Genomic DNA, 15,791 nt, shown 5'->3' with positions numbered 1-15,791 from the left:
CGCCACAAGTGCTACACCGCACGAAGATGACGGCCGACTGTTGCAGAGTCACAGCCGGCCCGTCGCCCGATTACGTTCGAACCCCCTTGACCCGAGGAGTGCAGGAGCAGTGTCGTCTTCGCCGAACCCGGTTATTCAAACCGTCCTCGAACAATCCACCCGCGTCCTGCAGACTTACGCTGTCGACCCCGGCCTCGTCGCCGAGCACGCCAATGGCGAACGCCGTATCACGCAGGGAGGTTACGGTGACCGTCAGCTTTTTGAGCTAGTCCAGAATGCGGCCGATGAAATCGCCGAAGAGCCGGGCGGACGCGTCCATGTCGTACTCACAGACAGTCATTTGTACTGCGCCAACGAGGGCAATGCGGTGACCCCGGAGGGCGCTGAGACCATTCTCCGAATGAGTATGTCGAAGAAACGCGGCGGACAGATCGGTCGATTCGGAGTCGGCGTGAAATCAGTCCTGGTCGTGACCGACACACCTCAATTCTTCAGCCGCACAGGGAGTTTCGGATTTGACCGGGCCTGGTCGTACGAGCAGATCCGGGCCGTCCCCGGCGTGACGGCGCGCTACGGACCGAAGTTCGACGCCCCGGTCCTGCGCATGGCCCGCCCGCTCGACGAGAAGGCCGAGCGCGCTTCCGACCACGTCCTGAACGAGCTGCTGACCTGGGCAACCACCGTAGTTCGCCTCCCCCTGATCCGGAGGGCCGACGACCGCCTGGGCCGGGACATGCACGGGGGGCGCGCCAAGGACCACGGCGAGCCCCGTGAAGAGTTCCCGGCCGGCTTCCAGCTCTTCTCCCCGCACGTCGCGAGGGTCGTGCTGGAAGACCGCCGGCCCCGGCCCGTGGCGCGCCGCGTCCTGACCGCTCAGCAAGCCGGTGATCTGCACACCGTGGTCGAGGAGCGGACGGGGAAGGCTGTCGCCACCGAGCGGTGGCGGGTGTTCACCACCACCCACGAGCCCGGTCCGGCGGCCCGTGCGGACGCCGGAGAGCTGCACGACCGGCTCACGCTCGAAATCGCTTGGGCAGTGCCCGCGCTGGAGAAGGACCCGGTAAGCGGCTTGCACATCAGCCCGCGGTCGCGTGGTCGCGGCAAGTTTTGGTCCTTCTTCCCGACCAAGTACGAGGTGTCGCTCAGCGGCATCCTCAACGGGGCCTGGAAGACCAACGAGGACCGTCAGAACCTTCTCGATTCCTCCCCCTTCAACCAAGAGATGATCAGGGTATCGGCGCAGTTGGTCGTCGGGTCTCTTCCCGCGCTGGCCCCCGCCGAAGACCCGGCTGCCTACCTCCCGCTGCTGCCCGGCCGTGTCAAGGAGGCGATCAGCTGGGCCGACGAGTTCCTGACTCGGGAGATCTGGGATCGCACCGCGGACAGTCCGTCGCTGCCCGACCAGGACGGAGTCCTGCGCGTCCCGACCGAGTTGCGGGTCCACCCTCGGCTCGACAGGGATATGAAGAAGCTGGCCGGTTGGCTCCGGATGTGGCACGAGTGCCCGGGGCGCCCTGTGAACTGGCTGCACCCGAGCGTCGAGGCGGACTCCCTGCGCTCCGGCAAGGTCGAGCACATTCTGACGGCGTCCGGGCACGGGCGAACCGATGTCCGTGAATGGCTCGAGGCCTTGGTCGAGAGCGGCACCGCCGAGGCGTCGGCCGTCGCCATCCGCATTCTCGCCGACATGATCGAGGTCCGCTCCCCCTACGCCGATGAAGCTCGCAGGGCCCGCATCGTGCTGACCGAGGAGCACGGTCTCGTCGCGCCCGTGCACGGCAAGGTGTTCCGCCGAGCGGATCAGGGTGGATTGCGCGAGTCTTTGGTGTACGTGGTCGACCAACTCGCGCAGGACCCGTCGTTGTTGCACGCCCTCAACGTCCTGGGCATCCGGGAGGCCGATGTCGAGGGTCGGTTCTTCAGTGTTCTCGACCAGGGTTTCGACCACTACCGCGAGTCGGACTGGGAGCGGTTCTGGGAGCTGTTCCGCCAGGCCGGGGCCCGTCGAGTGGCTCACAAGGTTCTGGAGCGGGTGCCCGCGCCACGCTCGACACTCCATGTGCGGACGGCCGACGGGCGGTTCCGGCCGGTCGAGAACTGCATGCTGCCGGGTGCGGTGATCGACGCGAAGCGCGACCCGAGCGTCGCCGTCGACATGGGGTTCCACTCCGACGACACTCCCTTCTTCTCTCAGGTCGGCCTGCAGGAGCGACCTTCCGGTGGGGTGCAACCCAAGGCGGACGAGGCCTGGTTCGAGGAGTACCGCGCAGCCGTCCACGCCGCCTATCTGCGCGGCCTCGACAGCCGCGCCCCCCGTCCGGCACTGAACCGGATCAAGGTCGAGGGCGCCGCGATCGGTGGCCCACTGCACCTCTTCCGTGTCCTTTCCGAGGAGTCCCGAGCGGCATTTCTGAAGGTGCTGCCCGATGACGCAGTGGTGGACAACTGGACGCGTCAGATCGGCGCACAGACCAGTACCCGGCAGGCGGTGGTCTCGCCGATCCGGTGGATGCTGAGGAAGTACGGCACGGTCGCCACCTCGCAGGGGATCAAGCCGCTGCGCGAGGCCGTCGGTCCCCAACTCGCCGCCTACCGCGACGTGCTGCCGGTCGCCGACATCTCACCCGAGAAGGCCCGCAAGCTGCGGCTCCCGATCACCGTCGACGAGGTTCCCGCCGACCGCTGGAACACCCTCCTCGACGAGGTGTCGCGTAGCGAGGACGACTCCTTCGTGGGCACCACCTATGTGATGCTCACCCGCTTCGGTGCCGAATTCCCCGAGGACTCCCTGACCCGTTGCCGGGTCGGTGACTCGTGGGACACCCGCCCCGACGAGGAGATCACCCTCGCCGTCAATGCCGCCGAGTACAGGGCGCTCCGTGCCGAACAGCTGCCCGCGCTCCTCGTACCGACCGCCGAGGACGCCGAGCTGATGATCGAGAAGTGGGGCATGCTCCGGTACGCCGACGTGATCAGCCGGGAGACCCGCGAGGTGGTCGAGGGGGACCCGGTGCCGCTCGTCGAGCTGTACCCGGCCCTGCGTCAGCGTTTGAACAGCGGGAACCGCAACAGCCTGGTGCAGCGCTGCGCCGAACTGGAGGAGATCACTCGTACGCCCAACGGCACACACGCCGCTCCCCTCAAGGCGGTCAGTCAGAACGGCATAGTCAAAGTCCGCGTCCCGCTGGATCCCGAGCCGATGTTGATCCTGATCGACCGCGAACTCGGGCTCGGCCTCGGAACGGCCGGGTGTCGGGCTGTCCTGGAGCACCAGGAGCGCATGGCTAGGGACAGCGCGACACAGGCCGCCCGGAAGGCCGTACGCGAGGTCGAGGACGTGGTCGCCAAGCTCGAGCTGTTGATCGGGGCGGAGGCGCTGCGCGCCGGTCTCCCTGAAGGGTTGATGGATGCCGAGCTGCAGGCGACCGACGGCGTGGAGCCGTCCGGGCGGCGGATCGCGCAGATGGCGTTCAACGCGCACGGCGACGGGGTGCTGCAACAGCATGCCCGGGACATTCAAGCGCGTTTCCCCGACGCCCCGGTCGGCTACACGGGCTCGTCGGCCGCCATCGCCTTCGTATCGGAGCTGAAGCTGCCCGTCGCCTTCGCCGGTTCGAGGACCCCGTCCCTTCCCCCATTCGAGACGGTCGAGGGCCCTCGGGACTTCCCGAGCCTCCATGGCTACCAGGAGGATCTGGTCCGGAACATCTCCACCATGCTCGACCGGCTGGCTCCTCAGCGCGGCATGCTGTCCCTGCCCACCGGTGCTGGCAAGACCCGTGTCACCGCCGAGGCCGTGATCCGTTGGGTCAAGCGGCTCGGTGACCTCAAAGGTCCGCTGCTGTGGATCGCGCAGACCGAGGAACTGTGCGAACAAGCAGTTCAAAGCTGGAGGTTCGTCTGGAGCAAGGTCGGTGCGGAACGTCCGCTCACCATCAGCCGACTGTGGAGCAGCCACGAGGTCGGAAACGTCGTCGACCACCCCCACCTGGTGGTCGCCACCGACGCCAAGCTCGAGCGGTGCCTGGGCACCGACCAGTACGCCTGGCTGCGACAGGCCGTCCTCGTGATCGTGGACGAGGCACACACCGCCATCTCCAAGCGGTACACCGAAATTCTCGGACAGCTGGGACTCACCCAGTACGAGACCGGGCGTCATCTGCTCGGCCTGACGGCGACCCCGTTCCGCAACACCAACGAGGAGGAGACCCGCCGGCTGGTCAACCGCTTCGGCAACCGCCGCCTCGACGAGGGTGTGTTCCCGTCCGGGGACCCGTACCGGGACCTGCAGGAGTGGGGGATGCTCGCCCAGGTCGAACACCGCACCCTGCAGGGCGGCAAGATCGAACTGACCCGGGACGAGAAGACTCACGCCGACCGCATGGCGATGCTCTCTCGCTCCGCCGAACAGCGGCTCGCCGATGACCATGAGCGAAGCCGTCGCATCGTGGACGAGGTGGCCGCTCTGCCGGCGGGCTGGCCGACGCTGCTCTTCGCCACCTCCGTGGATCACGCCAAGTACCTGGCAGCCATGCTCAACGACCGGGGCATCCGATCCGCGGCCGTCGACTCGACCACCAGCACACAGGACCGTCGGACCCGTATCGAGAACTTCCGAAACGGCCGCATTCGTGTGCTCACCAATTACGGTGTTCTCACTCAGGGCTTCGACGCGCCGGCGACCCGCGCCGTCGTCGTGGCCAGGCCGGTCTACAGCACGAACGTCTACCAGCAAATGATCGGTCGCGGCCTTCGCGGACGCCGGAACGGCGGCAAGGACAGCTGTTTGATCCTCAACGTCAGCGACAACATCGAGAACTTCGACACCCATCTCGCCTTCACCCAGTTCGAGCACCTCTGGAGCCGTTCGTGACCGACGCGTACCTCGACAGTCCTCCGCTCACCGAGGAGCAGCGGGCGGTTGTGGAGCAGCCTTGGGACGCCCGCGTCCTGGTGACCGCCGGCGCGGGGGCCGGCAAGACCCACACACTGGTGCGCCGGCTCGACGCGCTGTGCGGGCACGAGGACCCCGAGGAGGCGCTGGAGGCCTTGGACGTGCTGGTGCTCACCTTCTCCCGGGCGGCAGCCCGAGAGCTGCGGGAGCGGATCGCCCGGCACGGTGAACGCGCGCGTCGGGTGCGGGCGCAGACCTTCGACGCCTGGGCATACGGCGTGCTGCGGCAGGCGTACCCGGACAACGACTGGGGTGCGGCCTCCTTTCTGGAGCGGATCGAGGCCGCTGCCCGTGCGGTCGAGAAAGGAGCGCTGGAGGCCGGCGACGCCAGGCCCCCCGCCCACGTGGTCATCGACGAGGTGCAGGACCTCTTGGGCGACCGTCGGGACCTCGTGGAAGCGCTGCTCGATCGCTATCAGGAGAGTTGCGGCTTCACCGTGGTCGGTGATGCCGCGCAGTCCGTCTACGGCTTCCAGATCACGGACCTCTCCGAACGTGCCGACGAGACCGGCCGGTTCTTCGACTGGCTGCGCGCCTCGTACCCGGACGACCTGGTCGAACTTCGCCTCACCAAGAACTTTCGAGCGGCAACCCCGGAGGCCCGGATCGCGCTCGCCCACGGGCAGCGCCTCCAGAACGTCACGGATGCCGACGAGGCCGCGGCCCTCTACGAAGAGATGCGCGAACTGCTCCTCGATCCGGCGAACGGGATGGGACCCCTCGCAGACCCGTTCACCCTGGACGGACTGCGTAATTCCCCCGACACCTGCGCGATTCTCACTCGCGACAATCGGCAAGCCCTCGTCGTCTCGGAACTGCTGCACGGGCATGGCGTGGAACACCGGTTGCGGCGTCCGCTGGAGGATCGCCCGGTCCCCTACTGGGTCGCTGATTTGTTGCGCCGCACCGAGTCCGCGACACTCTCCGAGGATCGGTTCCGGGCACTGCTCACCGAGATATCCCTGCCGTACGAGCCGGACCCAGAAGCGATGTGGGCCGCGCTGCGTCGAGCCGCGCGAGGCCCGGGACGAGGCATTCTCGACCTGGACCGGCTACGCCGCCTGGTTGCCGACGGCCGTTTCCCGGACGAGCTGGCCGATCCGGAGACGGCACGCATCGTGGTCTCCACAGTGCACCGGGCCAAGGGCCTGGAGTTCGACCGAGTGATCGTGCTCGCCCCGCCGACCGTTGCGGAGTTGCAGCAGCAGTTCAAGGAGGGTCTGGACCTCCCGGCTGAGGCTCGCGCTCTGTACGTGGCCCTGACGCGAGCCCGTCAGGACCTGTATCACGTGGATCGGCCCGAGCTGCCGATCTTCAAACGGGCCGGTGGCAGGGCCAACGGCCGCAGGTTCCTCGGCGGCTGGAGACCGTACGACCGCATTGGGATCGTCGGCGAGTCCTATGACGTGTGCGCGGACAACCCTCCCGGCCACGAGGCCGACGCCGTGACGCTCCAGTCCTACCTTCTGGTACACGTCGCCCCTGGCCACGAAGTGGTGTTGCGCAGGCGCCATGACCTGCCGCTCGGCGAGTCGCAGAGCCCGCCGTACGCCCTGATGCACAACGGGAGGGAGATCGGCGAGGTCTCGGAGCGGTTCCGACAGGAACTGTTCCAGGTGCAGAAGGTGAACCGCACGTGGGACCCCTGGTGGCCGGACGAGATCCACGGGCTTCGGGTCGACACCCTGGAGTCCGTCGCGGGCAGCACTGCCGCCGGTGCCAACGCCGGCCTCGGCGACCGGGGCGTCTGGATCGCGCCTCGGATCACCGGAATCGGAAGGTATCGACGGTCCGACTACGAGGAGCAGCGCGCATGAGCGACACGGAGAACCGGCACGTGGAGCACTACCGAGTCCGTGACGAGGAACTGCTGGCCGGCCTCCGCCGCGAGCTTCTCGGTCCTGCCCCGGACGCGGCTCCGGAGGACCGTGCGGAAGTCCTTGCCCGGGACGCCCCCATCGACCGCTACCTGACCGGTGTCCTCTACCCGAGGTCGGTAGACGACGCAGCTGAGCAGAGGATGCGCGAGGACGAGGCGGAGCACGAGGGGCTGGACATGACCCCTGTCCGTACCCGCGACAACATGGAGGAGTCCGGGACGGCGCAGGAGGTCGGTGCCGCCGGGGCCCGCCGACCCTCCTCCATGGGGCTCACCTTCGCGATCGACCCGGCCATAAGCGATTCCGTCGTGGTCCGCGCGCGGGCCGCCGCCTACCGGCCCACGGATGCGGACGGCAACCCCGTCCCTGCCCGTCGCGCGGAGGCCCGCACCACCTCCGATCAGCAGGAGCACTGGCGGCGGGAGGAACTCGCGTTGCCCGAGACCACGGTCGACGTGACCACACCTGCCCCTGACCTGCGGTTCAAGTTGGCCGACGGCGTCGCGCTGCGCGTCAACGTCCGACGGCCCGACGCTGTGGCGCGCACGGTGACCGTCACGGTGACCCTGGTCAACACGCACAAGGTCGGCGAGCGGGAGCTGCAGGACGCCTTCTCCCTGTTCCAGTGCGGGCTCGTCGTCCGTGCGGCCGACGGCTCCAGCGCCTTCGTCGAGCGTCCAGCCCCCGACCTCGCACACGATCCCGAAGTCGCCACCAGCCGCCTGCTGCATCGCCATGCCCCGACCTTCGCCGTCGGGCACGGCTGCGCCGCCGAATGGGACTGGACTCCGGCACCGATCGGCATGACGGATTCGAGGCGAGCCGGTGTGCCCGAGGTGCGGAGCGAGTTCGTCCCGACCGTGGAAGTCCTGCTCACCGACTCGAATCCGGAGATCGACAGCTCCGCCCTGTCCATGCTCGGTCTGGCCGAGCGCCCGGACACGGAAGTTCTCACAGCGCTCGAAGCACTCGCCGTGGGCTACGAGCAGTGGATCGACCGCAAACAGGCCGAGGCCGATGCGCTGATCGGCAGGGCATACGAGAAAGCCGCCCGCGACCAGGTCGACACCTGCCGCGAGGCACTGGGCCGGATCCGCGAAGGCATCGACCGCCTGCGCGGCAAGCCCGATTTGATGACGGCATTCCGACTGGCCAACCAGGCCATGGCCGACCAGCGTGCCCGCAGCGCCTGGGTGAAGAGCGGCCGCCAAGGCTCTCCCGATCCCGCAGTGGGCCGCTGGCGGCCGTTCCAGATCGCCTTCGTCCTGCTCTGCCTCGCTGGCATCGACGACCCCGAGCACCGCGACCGTGAGATCTCCGACCTCCTGTGGTTCCCCACCGGTGGTGGCAAGACCGAGGCGTACCTGGGCCTGATCGCACTCACCTCCTTCCTGCGCCGGATCCGGCTCGGTGCGAACGGCGGTGGCGTCACCGTGCTGATGCGGTACACCCTGCGCCTGCTCACCCTTCAGCAGTTCGAGCGCGCCACGATCCTGCTCTGCGCCATGGAACGGATGCGTCGCGAAAGGGGGACGGAACTGGGCTCCGAACCGTTCTCGCTCGGCATGTGGGTCGGTGAATCGGCAACTCCGAACAAGCTGAAGGACGCGCACGACCAACTGGCAGAACTGCACAAGGACCTCGACAAGCGCCTGGCGACCAAGAACCCCGTCCAGCTGCACGCCTGCCCCTGGTGCGGCACCCGCCTGGATGCGCGCGCCTACGCGGTCGACGAGGACGCCAAGCGCATGCACGTCCGCTGCCCCGGAGCGGACTGCGACTTCGCGGACGGTCTGCCCGTCCACCTGATCGACGAGGCCGTGTACGACGCCCGACCGACGCTGGTCATCGCCACAGTCGACAAGTTCGCGTCCATGCCATGGCGTCCGGCTACCGCTGCCCTCTTCAACCGGGACGACCCGAGTGACCGCACCCCACCGCCCGAGCTGATCGTCCAAGACGAACTCCACCTCATCTCCGGCCCGCTGGGCACGCTCACCGGCCTCTACGAGACCGCTGTCGACGAGCTTGCGGGACGGCCCAAGGTCATCGCCTCGACGGCGACCATCCGACGCGCCGCCGACCAGGGCCGCAGTCTCTTCGACCGCGAGGTCCGCCAGTTCCCGCCCGCGGGCCTGGACTCCCGGGATTCCTGGTTCGCCGTGGAAACCCCGCGCGAGGACAAGGCGAGTCGACGTTACGTGGGCCTCCTGGCCCCCGGCACCAGCCAGTCCACCCTGCTCATCCGAACTTACGCGACTCTGTTGCACCGGGCGCAGCAGGCGCAGACCTCGAACGAGGTGCGCGACGCCTACTGGAGCCTGGTCGGCTACTTCAACAGCCTCCGACTGCTCTCCGCCGCCGAACTCCAGGTGCACGACGACGTGGTGGCGTACCTGGAACTGCTCGCGGCACGCGAGGGGACCAGCGTGCGGGCCCTCGACAATTACTCGGAGCTGACCAGCCGCATCGACGCAAGCGAGATCCCGGCCCGTCTCAAGGGCATCGAGCGGGAGTACCCCGATCCTGACGTCGTGGACGTCCTCCTGGCCACCAACATGATCGCGGTCGGCGTCGACGTGGACCGGCTCGGCCTCATGGCCGTCATGGGTCAGCCCCAGACCACCGCCGAGTACATCCAGGCCACCAGCCGCGTAGGCCGCGCCCACCCGGGTCTGGTCGCCGTGATGCTCAACGCGACGCGCTCGCGCGACCGCTCCCACTACGAGAACTTCCTCCACTTCCACTCTGCGCTCTACCGCGAGGTCGAGTCGACCTCCGTCACCCCTTTCTCCACCCGCGCCCGCGAACGCGGACTGCACGCGGTGATCGTCGCTCTGACCCGAATCATGATCCCGGAGGCTCGTCCCAACGAGGCCGCAGGCAGTGTGGAGTCCTACGAGCACCGCATCCGTGACGAGATCAAGCCTGTCCTCCTCGACCGAGTCCGCGCCGTCACCCCTGAGGAGACCGACGCCGTCTCCAGTGCCTTCGACGAATTCCTCGACTGGTGGTGCAAGGAGGCCGACATCCACGGCGGACTGCTCTTCGAACCGAAGAGGGGAAGGCGCACTCCTTCGCTTCTGCAGCCGTACGACGACGAAGCCGAGAACGCCGAGGCCTGGCCCACCCTGTGGAGCCTGCGCGACGTCGATGCCGAGTCCGCCCTGTTCATGGAGGCCACCCGATGACCCCGCCCCCGGCGCGCCGGCGCCGCTCCGGCGCGAACGGCTCCGCGCCAGCCCACAACCTTCCGCGTCGCGGCGCGGTCCGTCGCGCCCAGGCGATCACCACGTACGGTGTCGGCTCGCTGATCGCGGTCGATCATGAGTCCTTCGTCGTGTCCGGCCTGGACGGGGCCGACGAGCACTGGAGCACGGACGAGGCACCGCGCATCTACGAACGTCGACTCGCTCGCATCCTGAAAGTTGAGCACTTCCGGCTGCCACCCGCGTCCGACGAGTACAGCAAGGACGGCCTCCGTGTCCGCCGCTTCCCTCTCATGCACTCCTGCCCCGAGTGCAACGAGTTGCGCCGCCATCGCGACTTCAACTCGCCGCCCGGCAAGAGCCTCTGCGGCACGTGCGAGGCGGATCTGGTTCCCTCCCGTTTCGTGGTCGCCTGCGAGGCCGGACACCTCGACGAGTTCCCGTACTGGCACTGGGTTCACCGCGCCGCAGGTCGCGGCACGATGACCGCCGGCCAGTGCGGCGGCACGCTCGGGCTGCGCACCTCCGGCCGCAGTTCCTCGCTCCGCTCGATCCTCGTGTCCTGCAGTTGCGGGGTGCCCGAGGTGTCGATGGAGGGCTCGTTCCGCAAGAGCGCGCTCAAGGATCTCGGTCTGCGCTGCCGTGGCACCCGACCGTGGCTCGGCACCTCCGTCCCCGCGGAGAACTGCAGCCGCACCGCCCGCACCCTCCAGCGTGGTTCGTCCGCTGTATGGCAGCCGGTGCTGAAGTCCGCGCTGTCCATCCCGCCGTGGAGTGACGGACGGGCGGACGTACTTGCCGAGTACTGGGACCGGCTTCGCGAACTGGACAGTCGGGCAGAGGTGGAGGATCGCCTCAAGTTCGTCTTCGGAGATGACATTCCGGTGCCCGTCGACGAGGTGATGGCGCTCCTCGCCGCGGAACGCGAGGAAGATCCCGCAGCCAGCGAGGTGCGCTCTTTCGACCACCGCTACCGCGCCTTGCGTAACAAAGAGTACGAGCGCCTCCGCAGTGGCAACGACGAGCGTGAGCGCTCCCGCAACGAACAGTTCATCTGCGAGACTCCGCTCACCTCCCCAGCCGCGCTCGACGGCACAGGCGTCACCGGCCCCATGTTGGTCAAGAAGCTGCGCGAGGTCCGCGCGCTCAAGGCGTTCACCCGACTCGCCGACCCCAACTCTGCCACCGAGGCCTACGAGGCCGCGCTCTCCGCTACTCGCCTGAACTGGCTGCCCGCAATGGAGGTACGCGGCGAAGGCGTCTTCCTGCGCTTGGCAGAGGATCGGCTCACCGCTTGGGAAAAGCTCACCGCTGTGACCGACCGCGCCGAACGCGTTCGTAATGCCCACCAGCGCCTTATGGAGCAGTGGGCCTCCGACCCCACCCAGGTTCAGCCCTCCCCTGCTTCTCCCCGCATGGTGCTGCTGCACACCCTGGCCCACGTGCTGATCAACGAGTGGAGCCTGGATGCCGGCTACCCGGCTGCGGCCCTCCGCGAACGCCTCTATGCCGACGAGGAAATGGCGGGCTTGCTCGTCTACACCGCCACCAGCGACTCCGCGGGAAGTCTCGGAGGCCTGGTCGCCCAGGGAGAGCCCGAGAAGCTGGCAGACGCGATCCGGTCGGCGATCCGCCGCGCCTCCTGGTGCTCTGCCGACCCCCTGTGCGTCGAAACCGAGGCCTCCGGCACCGGCGGGACGAACCTCGCCGCCTGCCATGCCTGCGTCATGCTCCCGGAGACGAGCTGCGAGCACAACAACATCCTGCTCGACCGCGCACTGTTGGTCGGAACCCCGGAGGATCCCGAGGTGGGCTACTTCGCGGCCGTACTGCAGAGCTGACGAAGGGAAGTTTCACCTCGCTCGACGCCGAGCGGCGTGCTCGGCCTCGAAACGCATCTGTGCTCGGTCCAGCATGTCGTCCGCGTCTCGGCCGTGGGCTCGGAACCAGTGGAGGAAGTCGGTGATCGCCGCGATCACCGTCTCCTCCGCCACGGTCGAGGTCAATCTGCTCGCACCCGCTCTCCGTTGCGGCTGCGCAGCGGCGGCATAGTGGCGCAGAAGGTCCTCTGCCCGGATCACGCCTGCGACTTCCCCGTGGCCGTCGGCGGTGGTGGGTTGTGTCGTCAGCTCGCACCACGTGACCTTGTGGTCCGGGCGTAGCAGCACGCCCCAGCGGTCGGCGACGGCATCGACGAGCGCCATCCCTCGCCCCTCCTCCGAATCCGCGGTCGCGTCGCGGACGGTGGGCAGGGCACGCGCGTGAGGATCGTGCACCTCGATGCGCAGATGGGCGCCCTTCATGGAGACTGCCAGGGTCGCGGGAGTGCCGGGCCCTACGTGGGTGATGACGTTGGACACCAGTTCGCTGACGCACAGCTGAGCTTCGTCGACAACGTCGTGCAGTCCCCATACCTCCAGGTGCAGCCGCATGATCCGGCGCAGGGCAGCCACTTCCGCGGGCTCGGCCATGAAGGCAATGTCCCATCGTTTGCGCGGCATGCAGGTTTCCTGACTCATGCGGACCCCTTTCATCACAGTTGGCACCGCATCCGAAGCGCAGCGTCACGGACGTTCACCGTGGGTTGCGTCGGGACCAGAGTGCGGGGAGAACATCCTGTTCTGCAATGTGCAGCAAGGGATTCCCACTTCTGAGTGATTGGCAGCCACATCTCTTGGCGCGAGACTGAACACTCGCTATTCGAAAGAGGGTTGAGATGGCCGGATCACCCACGGCGCGCCGCCGGCGCCTCTCGATCGAGCTGAAGAAGCTCCGCGAGAAGAGCGCCCTCACCTGCGCCCAGGTCGGTGACGCCCTGGACTGGAGCGGCTCCAAGGTCAACCGCATGGAGACGGGAAGTGGTCGTGTCCAGCCCTCGGACATCGACGCCCTGTGTCGCTTCTACGACACGAGCGACGAACTGCGTGAGTTCCTCAAGTCACTGGCCAGGCAGGCAAAGGTGCGTGGGTGGTGGCAGGTCCACGGCGCAGGCGTTCCCGAGTGGTTCAACATCTACATCGGTCTTGAACAGGACGCTTCCACCTTCCGCCAGTACCAGTGCGAGGTGGTTCCCGGGCTCCTGCAGACTGAGGTGTACGCGACCGAGCTTCACAAGGCCGGTGCACACATGTCCGTGGAGGACATTGCGAAGGCGGTACGTGTGCGCATGGAACGCCAAGCCATGCTGCGACAGCCGGATGCTCCGGACGCGTGGTTCATCGTGAACGAGGGCGCACTGCGCCACGTCATCGGAGATCGCGCCTTGATGCGGGAGCAATTGGAACGAGTCCTCGGCACGGCCGAGTTGCCGACCGTGACCCTCCAGGTCCTCCCCTTCGACGCCGGGACCTATCCGACCACCGGTTCATTCACCATGCTGGGCTTTCCGGCCCCCGAGGATCCGGACGTCGTGTATCGGGACGGCATCACGGATGCCGTGTACTTGGAGGGCGAGAATCATGTGCGTGAGTACACGAGGGCGTTCGACGGCCTGCGAGCGGCAGCTCTCAGTCCTCAGCGCTCAGCCCTGTTGATCGAGTCGATTTTGAAGGATTACACGTAGTGATATGGCCCGAGTCCAGCAGCAACAGCCGTCTGGTGTGGTTCACGTCGTCCTACAGCAACGGTGCCGGAGGTGAGTGCGTCGAGTGTGCGTTCACGGGTGACGGCGCTCTTGTCCGTGACACCAAGAGCGGGGAGACGCACGTGATCGCGGTGAGCAGCATCGCGTGGCGTTCTTTCGTCCAGACCGTGAAGCACGTCAGCGTGAGGCTCTGACCCATTCGAGATCTAGTGCCGCATCAGGCAACGTTCGCCCTGTCGACGATGGCGCGTAGGCGCCGGTCGTCGGCATGGCGGTTTCGCCAGATGATGTAGCGGCGGATCATGCTGCCTTGTTCTTTGTGGGTGGCGTGGTCAGTGCCGTCGAGGGTGAAGTAGCGCAGGGCGGTGAACTGGGCCTCGATGCGGTTGAGCCAGGAGCTGTTGGTCGGGGTGTAGGCGATCTCAACATTGTTCGCGACCGCCCAGGTGCCGACCCGCTGGCATCTCTTCGTGGGTCTGGTGTGGGGAGAAGTTGTCGCAGACGATCGCGATGCGCGTCTCGGGCGGGTAGAGGCTGCGCAGGTAGCGGCAGAACTCCAGGAACTGAGTCCGCTTCTTGAGGGGCTTGATGTGGCCGTAGAGCTTGTCCTTGGTCAGGTCCAGGGCGGCGAACAGGTGCCGCACTCCGCCGTAGCGGTTGTAGGTGGCCCGGCGTCTGCGGCGGGGTCCGCGTTCGGGGTCCTTGTGCCTGCCACCCCGTTCGGCCCACTGCTGGCCGGGGTGGGGCATCAGGTTGAGCGGCCCGAACTCGTCCATGCACAAGACCACTTCGGGCTCGCCTTCTTTGGGTATGACCTCGCCGTCGGCGATCGCGTAGAGGTGTTCGACCCGGGCCTTCTTGGCCGCGTAGTTGGGATCGCGTGAAGTCTTCCAGGTCCTCAGACGTTGAAAGGAGACGCCTTCCTCGCGGAGCAGGATGCGCAGGCCCTCGTGGCTGATGTCGTCGACCACCCCCTCTGCGACCAGGAAGTCCGCCAGCTTGGTCAGACTCCAGGTCGAGAACGGCAGGTCGTGCTCGGCTGGCTTGGACTTCGCGATCTTCTTGATCTCGCGGCGTTCGGGCAGCGTGAACGTCTTCGGGCGGCCGCCCTTGTACTTCGGGTAGAGCGAGTCGAAGCCGTCAGTGTTGAAGTTGTGGATGACATCGCGGACTCGGTCGGCGCTGGTGAACGACACTTCGGCGATTTTCGCCACGGGCATGCCCTGAGCGGACAGCAGGACCATCTGGGCCCGCCGCCAGGTCACCACCGACCCGGTGCCCCTGCGGATGATCCGCAGGAGCCGCCGCCCCTCGCCATCGTCGATCCCACGTACGCGTACTCGTTCTGCCACCAGGACAGGGTGCCTGTCACGCGCCGCCAGATCCTTCATTTGCCCCATGCCCGGCAGCAGATGCCGCCCCTGCGAGTGTCCAGACCGTCATACCCCACAGGGAGAGCGCAGAAGTAGGGCCCACCACGAGGCGAACGGTCTCGTCCGGGCCGTTCGTGAGCCAGACAGTTATGCCCGCCGCCCCGGAAGCGATCAACAGTGCCGCCGGTATGCGCAGTTGGGGCTGCTCGAACACCGCTGCCAACGGCAGGAAGTGGAGCCCAACGACAACCGCGATCAGCGGGGGAATGAGCATCGGCACCCCGACGTGACGGCAAACTGCGGCGACGGCGATGATCAGCAGCCACTGGAGCCCGTTGATCTGGTTGAACCGCCGACGTCGGCCAACGGGGAATGGCCCCCCTGCCGACGAGGGAAGGAAACGGCGCGCGGCAAGCATCAGCCCCACCATGACGGCACAGCCAACTGCGACCAGGACCTGCCGCATCAAGCCGTCGAATGCGCTCGAACCCAGCAGCCACCAGCCGAGCCCGAACAACGCGAAAAACCCCACCCCTGACCTGAACATGCTCGAGACCCTAGGCAGAAGAGCAGCCCGCCGGTCCAAGGATTCTCAACTTGGCGCGGGGCCCGTTGACCGACGCCCTCGTCAGCCACAGTGCTGCGGTCGCGCCCTTTGAACCTAAGCCGCAGCCGAACAGGGCGAACGTTGCCTGCTGCGGCACTAGTAGACTGTCGCGGCTAAGTGTCGTTCTGGTTGGTGGAGTTGAGGTCGGGCAGGCTTGCCTTGATGCTTCCGTTCGGCCGGGCAGG

General features: G+C 67.3%; 8 protein-coding genes and 1 pseudogene. 6 read left to right on the top strand and 3 right to left on the bottom strand.

What is annotated here, in order from left to right; all coding sequences use genetic code 11:
* The first annotated feature begins 109 nt into the window (after positions 1 to 109).
* From ABTX62_RS12500 to drmB, 4 genes are read left to right on the top strand one after another with little or no spacing between them, the layout of a single operon-like run.
* Positions 110 to 4,873: a DEAD/DEAH box helicase gene (locus tag ABTX62_RS12500; RefSeq protein ID WP_352116254.1), complete on the top strand. Its 4,764-nt coding sequence runs from the start codon at positions 110 to 112 to the stop codon at positions 4,871 to 4,873.
* The gene (locus ABTX62_RS12495; RefSeq protein WP_352116130.1) at positions 4,870 to 6,771 is read left to right on the top strand and encodes a UvrD-helicase domain-containing protein; all 1,902 of its coding nucleotides are present in this window, start codon (positions 4,870 to 4,872) and stop codon (positions 6,769 to 6,771) included. Before ABTX62_RS12500 ends, ABTX62_RS12495 begins: the two co-directional genes overlap by 4 nt.
* Positions 6,768 to 10,025: a helicase-related protein gene (locus ABTX62_RS12490; RefSeq protein WP_352116129.1), complete on the top strand. Its 3,258-nt coding sequence runs from the start codon at positions 6,768 to 6,770 to the stop codon at positions 10,023 to 10,025. The genes ABTX62_RS12495 and ABTX62_RS12490 overlap by 4 nt, the downstream gene beginning before the upstream one ends.
* Positions 10,022 to 11,884, top strand: a complete 1,863-nt coding sequence (drmB, locus tag ABTX62_RS12485) for a DrmB family protein (RefSeq protein ID WP_352116128.1) — start codon at positions 10,022 to 10,024, stop codon at positions 11,882 to 11,884. Before ABTX62_RS12490 ends, drmB begins: the two co-directional genes overlap by 4 nt.
* Positions 11,885 to 11,896: 12 nt before the next feature.
* Here the strand turns inward: drmB and ABTX62_RS12480 are convergent, their stop codons facing one another.
* Entirely contained in the window at positions 11,897 to 12,562 is a 666-nt protein-coding gene (locus ABTX62_RS12480; RefSeq protein ID WP_352116127.1) for an ATP-binding protein, read from the bottom strand.
* 197 nt (positions 12,563 to 12,759) lie between these two features.
* On the opposite strand from ABTX62_RS12480, the gene ABTX62_RS12475 reads away from it, so the two are divergent.
* Complete coding sequence (locus ABTX62_RS12475; protein WP_352116126.1) at positions 12,760 to 13,605, top strand: helix-turn-helix domain-containing protein; 846 nt, start codon at positions 12,760 to 12,762, stop codon at positions 13,603 to 13,605.
* Complete coding sequence (locus tag ABTX62_RS12470; protein ID WP_352116125.1) at positions 13,605 to 13,820, top strand: DUF397 domain-containing protein; 216 nt, start codon at positions 13,605 to 13,607, stop codon at positions 13,818 to 13,820. Before ABTX62_RS12475 ends, ABTX62_RS12470 begins: the two co-directional genes overlap by 1 nt.
* A 23-nt stretch (positions 13,821 to 13,843) precedes the next feature.
* Here ABTX62_RS12470 and ABTX62_RS12465 read toward each other — a convergent pair.
* Together ABTX62_RS12465 and ABTX62_RS12460 are read right to left on the bottom strand one after the other, a co-directional pair.
* A pseudogene (locus tag ABTX62_RS12465) lies at positions 13,844 to 14,978 on the bottom strand (IS630 family transposase).
* Positions 14,979 to 14,994: 16 nt separating this feature from the next.
* Positions 14,995 to 15,546, bottom strand: coding sequence for a hypothetical protein (locus ABTX62_RS12460; protein ID WP_352116124.1), 552 nt, complete (start codon positions 15,544 to 15,546; stop codon positions 14,995 to 14,997).
* Between the last annotated feature and the right edge of the window lie 245 nt (positions 15,547 to 15,791).

The organism is Streptomyces sp. NPDC096046 (assembly GCF_040303285.1).
GTDB lineage: Bacteria > Actinomycetota > Actinomycetes > Streptomycetales > Streptomycetaceae > Streptomyces.
This window is presented reverse-complemented; position numbering and strand designations above follow the sequence as displayed.